Raw genomic sequence first — 16,985 nt, 5'->3', positions numbered from 1 at the left:
CGTAAACAATTTAAAAACAGGCACTAAATCAAGTATATTAAGTTTAACTTCTCTTCATATATTTGATTTAGATGCCTCAAGAAAAAAAATTAACAGAGCAACAGGTCATCGCACTAGAACGAGACCTTGCCAAGTTTGCCACCATGATGGACAGCGCGGTACGTATTCCTTTTACAAAGCAGGGCATTGGTGCTGATGCTGCACTAAGCACGATTCCAATTGCCGGTGATATCGCTGGTTTCGTGCTGACGTGTTATGCCATTTATAAAGCTAAACAGATTGGTGTGCCTCAACATAAATTAACTCCAGTCATCAAACTCGCTGTTGTAGATGCTGTGGTGGGGTTTGTTCCGGTTGCAGGGACTATTTTCGATATATTTATACGACCGAGTCGAAAAGCCTTAGATGTGGTTCATACGCATATACGCGAAGAATATGCGATTCAAAGTGATATTCATGTTGTTCATCCATATTTACATGAAAAGCTCGAAAAGAAGCAGCAACACTCAGCCTTCTGGCGTAATCCTGTGGTGAGTTGGTTATGGTTGCATATACCCGATTTATTAGGTGCGTTTGTACTGCTTTTAATTGGTTTGGCTGTTTGGTGGGGAGCGAGTTATCTCTGGGGTCTCTATCAAACCATGTAATAAAAAAATAAAGCCTCCAAATGGAGGCTTTACTTCTTCACGTTAAACGTTTTATGGGCAATCTAATTGATGTAAAGCTGCCACACGTTGTTCAATTGTTGGGTGGGTTTGGAACAAAGCAGCTAAGCTAAAGCCTTGTTCTTTACCTTCCGCAATCGCGAAAGCTTTCATTTCTTTTGGCATTTGATCTGGTAATTCTGTCTCAGCTTGTAGACGTAATAATGCAGAAATCATTGCTTGTTTACCTGCTAAACGTGCACCTGCTTCATCAGCACGATATTCACGATAACGAGAGAACCACATCACAATCGCAGAAGCGAGAATACCAAAGACGATATCTAATACCATGGTAATGAGGAAATAACCCATACCTGGGGCTTGATCATCTTGACGACCAAAAACATTACGGTCGATAAAATCACCGACTACACGAGCAAAGAACATAACAAAGGCGTTCACGACACCTTGGATGAGTGCTAGGGTAACCATATCACCATTCGCAACGTGACCAATCTCGTGCGCAAGCACAGCACGTAGCTCATCTTTATTCATACGCTCAAGTAGACCGGATGAAACGGCAACTAAGGCATCATTTTTGTTCCAGCCTGTTGCAAAGGCATTGGATTGATATGATGGAAAAATACCAACCTCTGGCATATTAATACCAGAACGTTGAGAAAGTTCAGCGACTGTTTGCAATAACCAGCTTTCAGCTTGGTTACGAGGAGCATTCGGGTCGATTAGTTCTGTACCGGTCGTTTTCTTAGCCATCCATTTTGACATGAATAACGAGATTAAAGATCCCACCATACCAAATACAAAACAGATCACTAAAAGGTTGCCTAGATTCAAGCCACCCGCGCCATGGTAACTACCGACACCGAAGAGTGACAAAATAATGCCAGCTACAACCAGTACCGCGAGGTTGGTAAGCAAAAACAAACCAATCCGCATCATTGAGAAAACCCTCTTATAAATAAAATGTTATCTGATTTACAAATTCTAAATCATGCAGCTAATATGCGGGGCTTAGGGGAAAAATTCAAGAAAAAAATAAGGAATTGATACATTCTTTCACAGAGTAGAATGTACCTAAATTTAAAGAATTATTGGCTAAATTCGCCTAAATGGTAAAGATCAGGTAATAGATCATTACAATTTAAAGCACATGGACTTGACGCAATAGAACTGTCAGTAAACGTTTTTATTCTATTCGAATATGTGCAATTGCAGTGGCATTATTCGTGACATAAGTACCCGTAGGTGCATCAGTAATTGTTCCATTAGATAAAGTCACAATTTGACGAGAAGAGGAATATTTAGGTGCCGGTGCTGCTATTTGAGCTGTTGTGTTTTCCGCTAAATTAGAAGTGTGAGAAGTGTCTTGCGCTGTAGTATTAGAAAAAGATGAGAAACCTACACCAGATGCATATAAGTTTTGATATCGACTCGTTACACGGCGTACATAATCTTGTGTTTCACGGAAAGGTGGAATACCGCCGTATTTATCAACGTTACCTTCACCTGCATTATAAGCAGCAAGCGCCATTTGGGTATTGCCACGAAAACGCTTGAGCAACCAGCTTAAATATTTCGCACCGGCAAAAATATTTTGCTGTGCATCAAATGCATTGGTCACGTTAAATCGACGTGCAGTCGCAGGCATAAGCTGCATTAAGCCTTGTGCGCCGACTGGTGAACGAGCATTTACATTAAAACCTGACTCAGTATGCATAACGGCCTTAATTAAGCCTTCAGACACACCATGCTGTAGAGCAGCTTGTTTAATAATATGATCAAAAGCATTTTTATTTTTATTGTAGCTTGGCAGAACAGAAGCTTCTGATGCTCCCCAGTTCGTATAACTATGAATATTACTATCAGGGTAGTAAGTCACTTTTACTTTTTTAAGTGATTGATCATAACTTTTTCGGTTAGTCAGCAATGTACTACCATTTTTATCTTGGTAAATATACATTTGGCCTGCTGAACTCGACGTTATGCCGACCGTAAAAGTGGTCATCCCCAGCAAACAAGAAATAAGAAATTGAACCGAATTTTTCATTTTATGTTATTCACAATTTTAAGGTATTTAAAACTTGCCAAAGAGTTTATCAAAAAATATTACTTAAAGAAGTTTTGTGTAATTTTTTTTATTTCGACTCTTTCAAAAAATCAAGCTATTTTGTTCGAATGCTCATCAAAAAAAATTAAAAATTATTTTTAAAATGATTCTATTGACTTGAATAACATGTTGATATTAAAGGGTAAAAAACATTGGTTAAAAAATGATCAATTTAAATAAAACCCTTAACAGAAGGTCAAAACAGTTTGTCAAGTACGAAGAAATCCACAATTTTATCCACAGGTTTTGTGGAAAACTGTGGAAAAGTCCAAAAAGTAAGCATTTTGCACATTTTTTGAACTCTTCAGTCAAAAATAGAGCATCACTTTTGCATCATGCATGAGCAATGTGACGACTTCAAGAATTGAAACTATTCTTTTGGTGCGATTCTCTTCTGAATCATATAAAATTGCGCGGTATTTTTATTTATGGGTATATCTCGTCTATGTACGCGCCAGTTGAGTCTAATCAGGGATTTAATTTTAAGCCTGAACTTCCAACAAGCTCGGCCTATTACCGTTTGCTCAAGAAGCTTCGCCGTCAAGTTGGGCATGCTATTCGTGACTTCAAGATGATTGAAGAGGGCGATAAGGTCATGGTGTGTGTGTCTGGTGGTAAAGACAGTTATACCTTGCTCGATATCTTGTTGCAGTTTAAACGTATTGCACCAATCAATTTTGATGTAGTTGCGGTTAACCTTGATCAAAAGCAACCCGGCTTTCCAGAAGATGTCCTACCTCGTTATATGGAAGAAAATAACATTCCATATTACATCTTAGAAAAAGACACCTACACCATTACTAAGCGTTTAACACCAGAAGGTAAAACCTACTGTGCAGTATGTTCCCGTTTACGCCGTGGTTCTTTGTACGGTTTTGCACAAGAAATTGGGGCGACTAAAGTTGCTTTAGGACATCACCGCGATGATATTCTTGCAACGTTCTTCTTAAACCTGTTTCATGGCGGAAGTTTAAAGGCGATGCCTCCAAAGCTTTTATCATCAGATAAAAAGAATATTCTGATTCGTCCATTGGCATATGTTGAAGAAAAAGACATCATCAAATATGCCGAGTTACGTCAGTTCCCAATCATTCCATGTAACCTTTGTGGTTCGCAGGAAAATTTACAACGTGCCATGCTCAATGAAATGCTACGTGACTGGGATAAACAATATCCGAAACGCTTACACAGTATTTTCGGTGCGTTACAAAACGTTTCTCCGTCTCAGTTAGCGGACCGTGAATTGTTTGATTTCGAAGCACTAGATTCTCAGCGTGAGCTGGATTTTAAAGATCCGGAAGAGCTTAAAAACCGTTTAGATGTCGTGAACTTAAGCTTTGCTGCTGAATAAACGCTAGACCTAAAGAATGTTAAAGGCACTTTATAAACAAGTGCCTTTAATGTATCAAAATACTAAAAAATGAATGTTCCGTACAAAAAGTCATAGCCCAAAATTTAAATTACATGCTATAACAACGCTCAAGCAGAATTGCTTCACATGATGTTGTCTGGATAGACAACTAGAGAAATTGAACAAATAAATTTGAGGAAGAATCATGCCTGCATTTTTAACTGAAGATTGGTTTGCTACTGTCGAAAAATTAACTGCTGAAGCAGGGGATCTTAATTTGCCACCTGCTCTTGCGAATTTGGCAATTAATTTAGTAGTTACAGATGCTTCTGGAAATACCGAATTAGCTTTAGATGGGGGTAAAATCCAAAAAGGTTTGTCTTCAAATGCCAAAACAACTTTAAATATGGATGCTGAAACTTTACGTAAAGTATTCTTAGAGTTTGATATGGCTGCTGCTATGCAGGCATTCATGACTGGTAAAATTAAAGTTCAAGGCGATATGTCTCAATTAATGGCTTTACAAACAGCTAAGCCAAGCCAAGAACAAAAAGATTTGTTCAAAAAAGTATTAGAGCATACTGCTTAAACTTAAAAGAATTTATATAAAAAGCTTACCCAAAGAGGTAAGCTTTTTATTTGTACAAACAATGAATTTATCAACTTTTAAATAATAAAAATTAGATATTGATTCTTGTTTGCGCCGTTTTAATATGTTCAAGATAAGCACGAATACGAGTGACATATTGAACCGCTTGCTTATATCGACCATTACGCGCTTTATTACTTTGCAAATAATTGTAGAGATTAACCCATTGGTTTGGATCTTTCCCTTGTGCTTGCAAACGTTTCTGAATCTGGTTTACCGCACCCGGTCCCATATTGTAGGCCACCAGCGCGTACCAGTTCCGATCAGGGAAAGGAATATCATCATATTCACTTAGCATCTGGTCGTAATACTTCGCGCCACCTTGAATGCTTTGGGCAGGATCACTACGATTGCTCACACCCATTGCTCGAGCAGTACTATTGGTCAGCATCATCAAACCACGAACACCTGTGGGAGAAACAGATTCTGGCTTTAAGTATGATTCTTGATAACCAATCGCGGCAAGTAAATGCCAGTCGAGATCATATTTAGCTGCGCTTTGTTTAAAGCTCGCTTTATAAATCGGTAAACGCGTCGTTAAGTCACGTTGAATGGTTGACCAAGCTTCTGGTTTAACCACATTGCGGTTATAGAAAGAAGCGAGTTGCTGAGTCACACCATTTTGCTTACTTTGGCATACAAAGCCACTGGCAGTCTGGGTGAGGGGGTCATCAGCTTGTTTAAACACCCAGCTTAACTCAGGATTTAAACCATTTTTTTGCAAATTGACTATGTCACCACAACTTGCAGAAAAAGACATTAAACCTTTGTTCTCGATGGTACTTAAACCTGCGGTCGTCATGGCAAAGTTTGCTTTACCTTGCTGAACCCATCTAAGTGCAGTGGCATTGTCTGCCACGATTTTAAAGTCCAGCTTTACATTAAGGGTTTGCGCATAGTTACGTGCTAAGTCGTAACCAAAACCATGTAAAAACTGGTCTTCTTTGAAAACGGTTGTCGGGCTTTCTACCGCAACAACAGTTAGAGTGTTTGTATTTACTACAGTATTGTACTGTAGGGTTTTTCCTGCATTAATACTATGAAATGGAATAAGCATAGTACTGAGTGCAAGTGCTTTTAACGGGAGAGAGGAAAATAAAGAGTTAAGGCAAAGCCTCGACCCTGAACTTGAATTACTGTGCATGTTGTCTCCGCTACAGATAATTTATGCCCCAAAAGTCAGACAATAAGCTGCCATAACTTCTAAAAGTTGATAAATTCAATAAGGGGTGGGCAGTCATGACGTCATTCAAAATGACATGAAATGAAAAAAACAAACTGTGTAGAAAATCTACATAGTTTTCTAGAAGGTTAAAAAACGCTCAACATTTAATCTGCGCGCATCATAGTATTGAAAAAAAGTATTGTCAAATTTCGTACAATTAAATATTCGATATATCATCATAAACACATGAATTTCTTAAGGAAGAAAATTTATACACTTCTGATATGAGAAAATAGGGTATAAAATGCTACATCTTGTAAGCGATATGTTGTTGAACAGTGGTTTTTAATCATGAAATCTAACTTAATCACTCGGTCAGGGCATGACAAATTAGTTGCTGAATTAAAACAACTTTGGCATGAAGAACGACCAGAAATCACAAAGAAAGTGAATTGGGCTGCAAGCTTAGGTGACCGCAGTGAAAATGCCGATTATCAATACAATAAGCAGCTCCTTAGAAAAATTGATCGACGAGTACGCTATTTAGGAAAACGTTTAGAAGAATTAAAAATCGTTGATTATGCGCCTGAGCAAGACGGTAAAGTTTATTTCGGAGCTTGGGTAGAGATTGAAAACGAAGAGGGAGAGCAAAAAACTTTACGTATTGTCGGCATCGATGAAATTTATGATCATCACCCGCAGCATATTTCGATTGAATCGCCGATGGCCCGTGCACTGCTCGGCAAAGAAGTCGATGATGAGATTGAAGTACATACGCCATCTGGAAAAAAGCTTTGGTATATCAATACAATTCGCTATGAAAAGAACGAAAACCCAGAAAACTAAATTAATTTGTACTTATTTTGAGCGTTTGAATTAAAAGTTAAATAAAAGATTTGCCAACTTGTGTTTTTGTTTATATTATAGCGCTCGTTGGAAGCGTGGCAGAGCGGTTTAATGCACCGGTCTTGAAAACCGACGAGGGTGTGAGTCCTCCGTGAGTTCGAATCTCACCGCTTCCGCCAAAATTCTTAAAAAGCCCTTGTTCATGACAAGGGCTTTTTTTATACCTGTAATTCTAAACTGCTCAAGTGAAGAAAAAATATAATATAGCGTGATTCAACATAACTATTAAACAGTAGGAATCGTCCCACCATCAATCACATATTCAGTACCTGTAATTGCAGACGCACGGGATGAGGCCAAAAAGGCGATAAGATTTGCTATTTCATCAGGTTTAGCTGGTCGTCCAATAGGAATTCCTCCGATTGAATCCATAACTATCTTTTTACCACCCTCGTAATCTGTGCCAGCTTGTAAAGCCAGTCGCTCTGCAAGAGCAATAGATGCCTCTGTTTCAATCCATCCTGGCGAGACTTGAACAACCCGAATACCTTTGGGAGATATTTCTTTTGACAGGCTTTTACTATAAGTCGCTAGTGCTGCTTTTGCAGCAGCGTAAGCTGTCGTAGCTTCTGGTAAAGGAAGTGAGCGTTGTATTGACGTAACGTGGATTACAACACCTTGGCCTTGCTGAATCATATCGGGAATTAATTGACGATCAATACGTATTGCAGGCATCAGATTTAGGTGAAGTTCTTTATACCACTCTTCATCGGTCAATGCTGCAAATCCACCTGCTGGTGCAGATGAACCACCAAGTACGTGTATAATTATGTCCACACCACCTAATATCTCTTGTACTGCTTGGACGATAGCTTCACAACCTTCTCGAGTTGTGAGATCAGCAGAAACAAAATGTGTATTATTCGGTAAATAATCTGGTTGAGTTCTAGCAGTAGTTAGTACTGTTGCGCCGAGTTCATGGAATAATTGAACTGTGGCTGCGCCAGTACCTTTTGTACCCGCAGTAATTAAGGTACGTTTTCCTTTTAAAGTAATAAAATCTTCCATTAATAAATCCTCAATTTAACAACTTTGCCATTTTCAAGTGTGAACTGAAACGTAAGTTTCACAGGGCTATTTGGAAAGTTGCCACTCCCTTGTGTTAAAACCGTGCTGATATGGTCATTATTAGAAACCTCAATAATTTCAATAGAGTACTGGTATTTTTCTTTCATTGTTAGCAACCATGTGCGAATTTCCACAATTCCTCTGTATAGACTGCCATCGTCTTCAACAATGGCAGAGTCAGAAAAAATTTGGTTTAAAGCATCTACGTCGTTCGCTTGATCAGCATCAAAGTATGCACTAACCACTTCTGGTATATCTTTCATGAGTCGCTCTTTTTGAATAATCTAAATTGATGTTTTAAATTTTATAATTTGACGATTGTTCTAACAATCCGTATAAAATGGGATGTTTAGTTGAATAAATCAGGATAATGGAACGAGCAAATTTAAATGATCTAAAAGCAGTAATGGCAATCGCCAAGCGAGGAACTTTTCGTGGCGCTGCGATTGAACTTGGGATGTCTACAACAGCTTTAAGTCATGCAATTAGTAAATTAGAGGAAAATTTGGGTGTACGTCTGTTTAATCGGACAACACGTAGTGTCTCATTGACAGAGGCGGGCAGACTTTTTGTAGAGCAAGTCGGGCCTGCTCTTCAGGATATTCATAGTGCCTTAGATATTGTACGTTCGCAGAGAGAAACACCCTCAGGTACATTAAGAATCAATGCGGCTGCATTTGCAGCGAGAGAGATTATTTCTCCTGTGATTATCGAATTTCTTCGACGTTACCCAGAAATGAATATTGATTTAGTGACCGAGGGTAAACTTGTTGACATTATTGCTGATGGTTTTGATTTAGGTATTCGAGTTGCCCATCTTGTTCCAAGTGACATGATTGCGGTGTCTCTTGGTAAACTTCAAAGATATGTTGTTGTTGGTTCACCTGAGTATTTGGAGCGTTACGGAAAGCCAAAAATACCAACAGATCTTTTTAGACATAAATGTATTCGAGTACGTCTTCCTGATGGTGCACTATTTAGCTGGAAGTTTGAAAAAAATGGAGAAATTATTCAAATTGATGTGCAAGGACCGATTACCCTTGATGAAGCAAGCTTATCAAGAGCTACAGTATTAGAGAATATTGGCTTAGGATACTTTATGGAACAAGATGTTCGTGCTGAAATTGAGTCAGGTCAACTTATTTCTGTTTTGGACGATTGGATGCCTTGTATGTCTGGTCTCTGTTTATATTATTCAGGAAGACGCAACCAATCTGCTGGTTTGAAAGCCTTTCTTGCCCTAGTTCGTGAAGTAGCGTTGTGTAATGAGTAATTTGTTATATATCAATTTTGAATAACGCTATTTAATTTTTATAAAAATATGTGCTTATATTTTTCCTTATTGTCATCTTAGTTTGATTTATAAGTAATAAAAATCGATTGTTCTTTTCATTTAATAAGCCATTCTCCTTTCTTAAAATAAAATCTTTAATCTTCATTTAAGTTCAACTCTTTAATTTATTACATAGCAATTGATTTCTTTAATAGGTCAGAAAAACTCAAACATGACTTTATTTTAGCTAAATCAAAAAATTAAAGTGAGTTATAAAAAATGAACCAATTCGTAACAAGTTCGAAGAATATTATTCGTGGTAAATTTCACCCCGAATTTTTGCAAGATGAAGTACTCGCCGATATTTTTATTCAAACTGCTCAAAATCTCTCAGATAAAACAGCTTTAATTGAAGCAAATAAAACGCTGAGTTATGGAGAGTTATATCAGCAAGCTTTAGTCATGGCGCAACAACTGACTTTAAATGGGGTAAAAGCAGGGAATATTGTTGGGTTATGGCTACCAAGAGGCATTGAACTTTTAAAAGCACAACTGGCAATTTGTTTGAGTGGGGCAGCGTGGCTTCCTTTTGATATGGATACGCCAGCAGACCGTATTGCGGTTTGTCTTGAAGATGCTGAAGCTGTAGGCATGATTACTACAGATGAGTGGTATGAACATTTAGCAGAAGTCCCGCAAACAAAATGGACAAATACTGAACTTCAAAAGCCACTTAGTGAAAATATTCCTTTAGCTAGAACGACCTCCGATCAACCTGCGTATATTATTTATACGTCAGGCTCAACAGGTAAGCCGAAAGGGATTGTAATTACTCAAAAAAATATTTGTCACTTTCTACGTAGTGAAAATAATATTTTAGATATTCAAGAGCAAGATAAAGTCTATCAAGGCTTTTCAGTTGCTTTTGATATGTCATTTGAAGAAATCTGGCTGTCTTATTTGGTTGGTGCAACTTTGTGGATTGCACCTAAGTCGCTTGTCAGTGACCCTGAGCGGTTATGCCAAACATTAAAGCAGGAACAAATTACTGTTTTACATGCTGTTCCAACATTACTGGCTTTATTCCCTGAAGATGTACCTAATTTAAGAATTATTAACTTAGGTGGAGAGATGTGCCCGGATTCACTGGTTGACCGTTGGGCATTACCTCATCATCAAATGTTTAACACCTATGGCCCCACTGAGACTACGGTTACTGCAAGCCTTGAGTCGTTAGAACGTGGCAAACCCGTCACCATTGGTAAACCTTTGCCCAACTACGGCATGCTGGTGATTAATGCTGAAAGAGAATTATTGGCTCAAGGGGAGACAGGTGAGCTCTGTATTTTCGGTCCGAGTGTGGCGCCCGGCTATTTAGGCAGACCTGATTTAACGGCTGATAAGTTTATTGAAAACCCTTGGGCAATGAGTGCGGATGAAGAGTTGCTTTACCGTACTGGGGATTTGGCAAAAATTGATGAATTTGGTCAAGTGCACTGTTTAGGGCGTGCGGATGATCAGGTGAAAATTCGGGGTTTCCGTGTTGAACTCGGTGAAATTGAAGCGGCACTTTGTGATATTGAAGGTATTGGCACAGCAGCGGTAATTTTACGTCAAGAAGATGGAATTGATCAGCTCATTGCCTTTATTGCAGCTGAGCTTGATGCAAAACAACCGATAGAAATTAAACAGCTTAGACATAACCTTGGTCAACGTTTACCACCTTATATGGTGCCGAATCGTTTTGAGATTATTGAAGAAGTACCGCGTTTATTATCTGGAAAAATTGACCGTAAGGCTTTAAAAGCAAGACCGCTTACGAGTGTGATTGACCGCAGTGAATCTGACCAGCCACAAAATCCAGCCGAAGAAATATTATTTGAAATTTTAACTCGTCTGTTTCCGAACATGCCGATTAAACTAGATTCAGATTTCTTTGATGATTTAGGTGGTCATTCGCTATTAGCAGCCGTTTTAATTTCTAACCTGCGTGAACATCAAGAATATAGCCATCTTACCATTCAAAGCTTATATCAGGCCCGAAGAGTGGGAGCTATTGCTGCTTTAATGTTGGAGCAGCCTGAGCCAACTTTATTTGATAGCCAGATTGGGCAAGACAATCCGCGTAATCAAACTTATAAATGGTTATGTGGGATTGCTCAGTTTGCAACTATTCCAGTTTTAATCTCGATTAATATTTTGCAGTGGTTGGCACCATTCTTTACCTATCACTATTTTACAGGTGGAACCCGAGACAGCATTCCATATGCAATTGCGTTGTCTTTATTGGTTTATATCAGCGTTATTATGAGCAGTTTTGTGCTTTCAATTACGGTGAAACGATTATTAATGTTGGGCATTGGTGCAGGACGTTATCCACTTTGGGGAATGACATATTTCCGTTGGTGGTTAGCAGACCGTATTAGCAATATTTCACCAGTTTATCTATTGTCAGGTTCAACTTTACTTAACCTCTATTTAAAAGCACTGGGCGCAAAAATCGGACATGATGTCACCATTAGTTCGGTTCATATTCGCATGCCATCTTTACTCACTGTTGAAGATGGGGTGAGCATTGGCTCTCAAGTGAATTTAGAAAATGCCAAAGTCGAACATGGTCATTTGGTGCTAGGTTCAATCCACCTTAAAGAAGAGAGCTATGTTGGTTCATATGCTGTATTAGAAGAAAATACAGTGTTAGAAAAACAAGCTCATGTAAATGCCCTAACTTCAATTGAATATGACACGGTTGTACCAGCCGGAGAAATTTGGGATGGTACGCCCGCTAAAAAAATAGGGCATGTCGATGAACACGTTAAATTAGCTGAACGTCCTAAATTATCGTTTATTCGTAAAATTGCTGAATATGGATATTATGGAGTTAGTGCATTAATTATTGCTTGTATCTTCTTTATTCCAATTTTCCCAAGTTTTCTTTTGGTCGATTGGTTAGATGTAAATGTATTTAATATCAACCCGAATAACCACCTACAAATCGCAATTTATTATTTCATTTTAGCGATTCCTGCTAGTGCAATGATGATGATGATTACGGCCGTCATTTCTTCTGGTCTACGCAAAATTGTATTACCGAGCCTTGAAACCGGAACATACGCTGTTCATGGCGGAACGTACTATCGGAAATGGTTTGCATCTCAAATTTTAGAAACAAGCTTACAAACACTTCATGGCTTGTTTGCGACCATTTATGCACCTACATGGTTCCGTATGTTAGGGGCGAAAGTAGGTAAAAATACCGAAATTTCTACAGCAAATGGTGTTATTCCTGAAATGCTGACTTTGGGCGAAGAAAGCTTTATTGCTGATGCTGTGATGTTAGGTGATGAAGAGATCAAAGGCGGTTGGATGACATTAAAATCGACCAAAATCGGTAACCGTAGCTTTGTCGGAAACAGTGCTTATATTGCTGATGGAACTGTTTTACCAGATAACGTTTTAATTGGCGTACAGTCAAAAACACCAGATAACCTTGAAATGTATGATGGCCAAACTTGGTTTGGTTCTCCGCCATTGTTATTGCCTGCACGTGAAGCTGCTGAAAAATATCCTGACCATTTAACGTTTAAACCAAGCTTCAAGCGCCGTTTCATGCGTGGTTTCATTGAAGGACTTCGTGTTGTATTACCCGCTGCACTCGCAATTGGTGTGGGTTATATGATTGTATTAGACGTAATCGATGTTATTAATAACTACGGAATTGCAAAAGGCCTATTAGCATTAACCATTGCAGGGCTGCTCTATGGCGTTGGTTGCTTCGTTATTGTTGCATTGATGAAGTGGACTTTAATTGGTCGTTATCAACCGCGTTCGGCGCCAATGTGGACCATGTTTGTATGGTTAAGTGAAGGGATTACTAGCCTATATGAATCAGTTGCGATTCCAAACTTCTTAAATTACTTAAGAGGCACGCCAATGCTGCCATTTTTCTTGCGTATTTTGGGTGTTCGAATTGGTAAAGATGTTTACATGGATACGGCTGATATCACTGAGTTTGACTGTGTAAGCATTGGTGACCGTGCTGAGTTTAATAGCTTCTCAGGTCCACAAACCCACTTGTTTGAAGATCGTATTATGAAAATTGGACAGGTCAATGTTGGAAATGATGTGGTCGTAAACTCACGTAGTATTATTTTATATAACGCCAATGTGAGCCATCATGCAGTGTTAGGACCATTAACTTTGGTTATGAAAGGTGAAAATATTCCTGCTAAATCTGCATGGATTGGTTCGCCAGCTGTACCTTGGGTTCATAAATAATTGAAACTAAGTTTAACTAACTAATTTAAAAGCCTTTGTGAAAACAGGGGCTTTTTTTATGCATAGGACATAAATTACAGTCATAGTTAGCTTAATTATTGCTAACAAATCCTGAAAATTTCATATAAATCAAATAAGTATATATTTTAATCAAAATTGCTATATTCATATAATATATTTTTTATTTTCAATGTCTTACTGTGAACGTGTCTATATATCAAAATCAAGCAAGTTATTTGTAGAATATTCACTTATTGATATATGATGAGCCAATATTTAGAAACTGATTCAAAACATAATTCTATTGTTCAGCGAGCAAGATCAAGGAAGAAATAAGGCTGAATTCAGGCTTCTAAACCCGTATATATCTGGAAATTATTTCCAGCCAAATTTTGCATTTTGACCAAATGGTTGGGAATGTCTCACTCTTTTGTAGAGTAGGCGTTTCCTATTTTAGGATGTATCTATGAAAAAATTATTTAGTGTCCTGTTCAGCGCTTCTGTACTCACGCTGTCTGCATGTAACAAGCAACCTGCACAAACTGAAAATACAGCACCAGCTAAAGACAAAACTGAGTCAGTTCGCACAATTAAACTTGTTTCAACAGGTTCAGATACTGATGTATGGAAATATGTTGCAACGCTTCCTGAGACTAAAGAAGCGGGCATTAAACTCGAAGTGACCAACCTGACTGACTACGTTGTGTTGAACACCTCTGTAGCAAGTGGCGAACAAGACGTAAATGCCTTCCAGTCATTTAACTATTTGGCAGCTTACAATGCTTCAAATAATGCTAAAGTTGCTGCTGTTGCGACAACGTACTTGGAACCAATGGGCCTTTATGCAAATAAAGCGAAAACTGTTGATGAGTTCCCACAAGGCGCTACCATCGCAATTCCAAACGATACTGCCAACGAAGCTCGTGCATTAACATTATTACAGTCTGCTAAACTCATTAAACTTAAACCAGACTTTGACCCTGTAAAAGGGACTGTAAATGACATCGTTGAAAACCCTAAAAATTTGAAATTAAAACCAATTCAAATGACGACAGCAGTTCGTGTTAAAAACGATGTAGATGCAATTGTATTGGGTAATACATTGGCACTTGAAGGCGGTTTAAACGTTCTGAAAGATTCTATCTTCCGCGAGCCTGTTGACCAGTCTACAAAGCTTTATGTGAACTTATTAGGTGTTGCTGAAGCAAATAAAAATGACCCGATCTATACGAAGTTAGGTGAACTTTACCACTTACCTAAAGTACAAAAATTTGTGAGCGAAAAATTCGGTGGTACTAAAGTTGAAGTGAACAAACCTGTTTCAGAGTTTACTGACATCAAATAAGTAATTTTTTAATTAAAATTATTTTTCAAAGCTAAGCCTCGGTAATCGGGGCTTAGCTTTTTTATATAAATTAGTGTTATTAGTTTTCGTTTTATTTTTATAATTCATATAACGCCTATTATTTTAAATTGAGAAAAAGATATATTTTTAAAAATATAAGTAAAAATGGAAATAATTTTCCCTATTTTGTAATGTAAGTCCTAAATAGCAATGTCTATTTTTTTAATATAGGTATATACAATTTTCTTGGCGATCCACCTTTGAAAAATATGAAGTTAAAGATTTAAAAATTATGATACCCGTACAGCCATTCTCTTTTTTTGCAATTTTTCTGTTATTTATTATTCCATTAGTTGGAGTTGTACTAACATTAGGCTTATTGCTGAAAGCAATATTCTTTTGGCAAAAGAAAACTCAGAATCCTGTGAGTTTTTTTTCTCGAAAGACATTGTTCATTGTGCTGTTGGCATTGATATGTGACCTGTGGGCAGGTTATTTATTTTATATAACTGAATCAGTAAAGTATGAGTTCGCACTTGAGCAGCATTATAAGGAAAGTCGCCGTCATTTCGTTTTATCTCAAGATGCGCAATATGGAGAACTGTTAATTCCCAAAGGAAGCTTAATTAGTCGTTACGATGCTTTTGACAACGGTGAGCCACAATTACCTCTGAGTTTACGGGGATTACAGGCTGTACGCTTTCCTCACCCTGTACAAGTTGCAGGAATGTGGGTAACTGCGATGGAGCCTCCTCGAATGGAATTGGCATGGGATCAGCATGTAGGTCCAGTCATGCGTTTTGATCCTAATGGGGAAAATGGCTATGGTAAATGGGTTTACGATACGAAACGTCCTACCATCGCCTGTTCTCGTGGAGACATCGTGCTGCTTGAAATTCCATTAATTGATCACGATATTGCAAAAGAGTTTGGTAAACCTGAGCCTGATGGAGCTAATGCACGTTTTCGCCCGAGTGAGTGGGGTGTTCAACAATGCGAAAAAGGTCAAGGACCAATTAAAGTTAGCCCTGCCTACATTGGGACTAAACCCAAAAAACCTTGGTTTCAACCTTAATAACTAATGCTGTCATCCTACGTGTTAATAACGCAAAATGCGGAAAAGATAATTCAAAAAACTAGATGTCGGTTTTATATTTATTTTTTTGAAAGCTTATACAAGTTTTCAATCATCTTTTGAATGATGTCCTGATTTTTAACAAAAGTATTATCTATAATATGTTTTTTAACATCTTGAAGAGTATCTTTTCCATATTCTAATAATTTAATTTGCTGACTAATCATCTCTATTTTTCTATCAATCAATTGATTGGAGATAATATTGCATTCTTCAGAAGGAGGCTTTGTTTCAAGTTTAATGAGTTGTTTAATCTCATCTAGTGTAAATCCAATGCTTTTTAAGCATATAATTAACTTAACTTTTTGTTCATGTATGTCCTGATAATTTCTATATCCATTTGTTAATCGATCGGGAACCAATACTTCACATTTTTCATAAAAACGTAAAGTATCTAATGATAGCCCATATTTTTTTGAAAATTGACTAATATTCATTCATTATCCCTTACTTTTTAACTAAGATATTTTACAGATATCATTGTTTAAGGTCTGGTCTTCAGTATATTTTTTGAAGGATCTATTCATTTTATCAAAATTGAACTGTGTAGGCTGAATAACGAAATAATTTAATATAGGTACAAGTAACCCATTAAAATCTTCTGCTTGAACTAATTGAGTTGTATTGGCATTAATTTTAGTGAAAATAAACTGGTGTCGACCATTAAATAATCCATTTATATATAATTTACCTTCCCACTCTAAGTGATATTTCTCAAGTTTTTTTATTACTGGTCGCATTGTAAATTGCACATTTCTATTTTCTTTGTATAAATCTACAGTGATTTGTTGATCTACATGCGTCGGAAATCTATCAATACCAAATAATGTATTCCATTTTGGATACGATGATGTGCATGTGAAAGCTTGCCAAACATGATCTATTGGCTGATTTATAACAATCTTTGTCTCAATTCTTTCATGACGAAATAAAAAAATGAACACAGAAAATACAACGATAGTTAAAATTAATTTCATCAAATAGTACCTTTATTGCTAAATACTATGATGATTCTAAGATTAGAGCTTACTCTAAGCTCAAGT

The 16,985-nt window shown here is 37.5% G+C and carries 15 protein-coding genes and 1 tRNA gene; 9 read left to right on the top strand and 7 right to left on the bottom strand.

Going from position 1 to position 16,985, the window contains the following annotated elements; translation table 11 throughout:
* Nucleotides 1-71 precede the first annotated feature (71 nt).
* Nucleotides 72-647, top strand: coding sequence for a DUF4112 domain-containing protein (locus ACINWC141_RS18325; protein WP_009393446.1), 576 nt, complete (start codon nucleotides 72-74; stop codon nucleotides 645-647).
* Between the two features lie 51 nt (nucleotides 648-698).
* On the opposite strand, the gene htpX is transcribed toward ACINWC141_RS18325, so the two are convergent.
* Complete coding sequence (htpX, locus tag ACINWC141_RS18320) at nucleotides 699-1,604, bottom strand: protease HtpX (protein ID WP_005307880.1); 906 nt, start codon at nucleotides 1,602-1,604, stop codon at nucleotides 699-701.
* Nucleotides 1,605-1,851: 247 nt separating this feature from the next.
* The gene (locus ACINWC141_RS18315; RefSeq protein ID WP_034679122.1) at nucleotides 1,852-2,712 is read right to left on the bottom strand and encodes a lytic transglycosylase domain-containing protein; all 861 of its coding nucleotides are present in this window, start codon (nucleotides 2,710-2,712) and stop codon (nucleotides 1,852-1,854) included.
* 505 nt (nucleotides 2,713-3,217) lie between these two features.
* On the opposite strand from ACINWC141_RS18315, the gene ttcA reads away from it, so the two are divergent.
* The gene (gene ttcA, locus ACINWC141_RS18310) at nucleotides 3,218-4,123 is read left to right on the top strand and encodes a tRNA 2-thiocytidine(32) synthetase TtcA (RefSeq protein WP_009393631.1); all 906 of its coding nucleotides are present in this window, start codon (nucleotides 3,218-3,220) and stop codon (nucleotides 4,121-4,123) included.
* 205 nt (nucleotides 4,124-4,328) lie between these two features.
* Nucleotides 4,329-4,712, top strand: a complete 384-nt coding sequence (locus tag ACINWC141_RS18305; RefSeq protein ID WP_002118641.1) for an SCP2 sterol-binding domain-containing protein — start codon at nucleotides 4,329-4,331, stop codon at nucleotides 4,710-4,712.
* Nucleotides 4,713-4,803: 91 nt separating this feature from the next.
* Here the strand turns inward: ACINWC141_RS18305 and ACINWC141_RS18300 are convergent, their stop codons facing one another.
* A complete protein-coding gene (locus tag ACINWC141_RS18300) occupies nucleotides 4,804-5,916 on the bottom strand; it encodes an MltF family protein (RefSeq protein ID WP_034679120.1) in 1,113 nt (370 codons plus the stop codon).
* A 372-nt stretch (nucleotides 5,917-6,288) separates the two neighbouring features.
* Between ACINWC141_RS18300 and greB the strand changes: the two genes are divergently transcribed.
* Both greB and ACINWC141_RS18290 read left to right on the top strand, forming a co-directional pair.
* On the top strand, nucleotides 6,289-6,783 hold the full coding sequence (gene greB / locus ACINWC141_RS18295; protein ID WP_009393688.1) for a transcription elongation factor GreB: 495 nt from the start codon (nucleotides 6,289-6,291) through the stop codon (nucleotides 6,781-6,783).
* Between the two features lie 89 nt (nucleotides 6,784-6,872).
* Nucleotides 6,873-6,962: transfer RNA gene (locus ACINWC141_RS18290), tRNA-Ser, on the top strand.
* 106 nt (nucleotides 6,963-7,068) lie between these two features.
* Here the strand turns inward: ACINWC141_RS18290 and ACINWC141_RS18285 are convergent.
* Together ACINWC141_RS18285 and ACINWC141_RS18280 are read right to left on the bottom strand one after the other, a co-directional pair.
* The gene (locus tag ACINWC141_RS18285) at nucleotides 7,069-7,851 is read right to left on the bottom strand and encodes an SDR family oxidoreductase (protein ID WP_009393623.1); all 783 of its coding nucleotides are present in this window, start codon (nucleotides 7,849-7,851) and stop codon (nucleotides 7,069-7,071) included.
* Nucleotides 7,851-8,174, bottom strand: coding sequence for a nuclear transport factor 2 family protein (locus tag ACINWC141_RS18280; RefSeq protein ID WP_009393473.1), 324 nt, complete (start codon nucleotides 8,172-8,174; stop codon nucleotides 7,851-7,853). Before ACINWC141_RS18280 ends, ACINWC141_RS18285 begins: the two co-directional genes overlap by 1 nt.
* Nucleotides 8,175-8,281: 107 nt before the next feature.
* Here ACINWC141_RS18280 and ACINWC141_RS18275 point away from each other — a divergent pair, with 107 nt between their 5' ends.
* The 4 genes from ACINWC141_RS18275 (at nucleotide 8,282) to ACINWC141_RS18260 (ending at nucleotide 15,882) form a co-directional block, all read left to right on the top strand.
* Nucleotides 8,282-9,184, top strand: coding sequence for a LysR family transcriptional regulator (locus ACINWC141_RS18275; protein ID WP_009393614.1), 903 nt, complete (start codon nucleotides 8,282-8,284; stop codon nucleotides 9,182-9,184).
* Between the two features lie 279 nt (nucleotides 9,185-9,463).
* On the top strand, nucleotides 9,464-13,462 hold the full coding sequence (posA, locus tag ACINWC141_RS18270) for a delta-poly-L-ornithine synthetase PosA (protein WP_009393528.1): 3,999 nt from the start codon (nucleotides 9,464-9,466) through the stop codon (nucleotides 13,460-13,462).
* A gap of 466 nt (nucleotides 13,463-13,928) precedes the next feature.
* A complete protein-coding gene (locus ACINWC141_RS18265; protein WP_009393726.1) occupies nucleotides 13,929-14,807 on the top strand; it encodes a MetQ/NlpA family ABC transporter substrate-binding protein in 879 nt (292 codons plus the stop codon).
* Nucleotides 14,808-15,099: 292 nt separating this feature from the next.
* A complete protein-coding gene (locus tag ACINWC141_RS18260) occupies nucleotides 15,100-15,882 on the top strand; it encodes a hypothetical protein (RefSeq protein ID WP_009393431.1) in 783 nt (260 codons plus the stop codon).
* Nucleotides 15,883-15,962: 80 nt separating this feature from the next.
* Here the strand turns inward: ACINWC141_RS18260 and ACINWC141_RS18255 are convergent, their stop codons facing one another.
* Nucleotides 15,963-16,379 carry a MerR family transcriptional regulator gene (locus ACINWC141_RS18255; RefSeq protein ID WP_009393689.1) on the bottom strand — a complete coding sequence of 139 codons (417 nt, stop codon included), beginning with the start codon at nucleotides 16,377-16,379 and terminating at the stop codon, nucleotides 15,963-15,965.
* A 21-nt stretch (nucleotides 16,380-16,400) separates the two neighbouring features.
* Nucleotides 16,401-16,919, bottom strand: coding sequence for an SRPBCC domain-containing protein (locus ACINWC141_RS18250; RefSeq protein WP_034679117.1), 519 nt, complete (start codon nucleotides 16,917-16,919; stop codon nucleotides 16,401-16,403).
* Nucleotides 16,920-16,985 lie beyond the last annotated feature (66 nt).

The organism is Acinetobacter sp. WC-141 (assembly GCF_000313935.1).
Classification (GTDB): Bacteria; Pseudomonadota; Gammaproteobacteria; order Pseudomonadales; family Moraxellaceae; genus Acinetobacter.
This window is presented reverse-complemented; position numbering and strand designations above follow the sequence as displayed.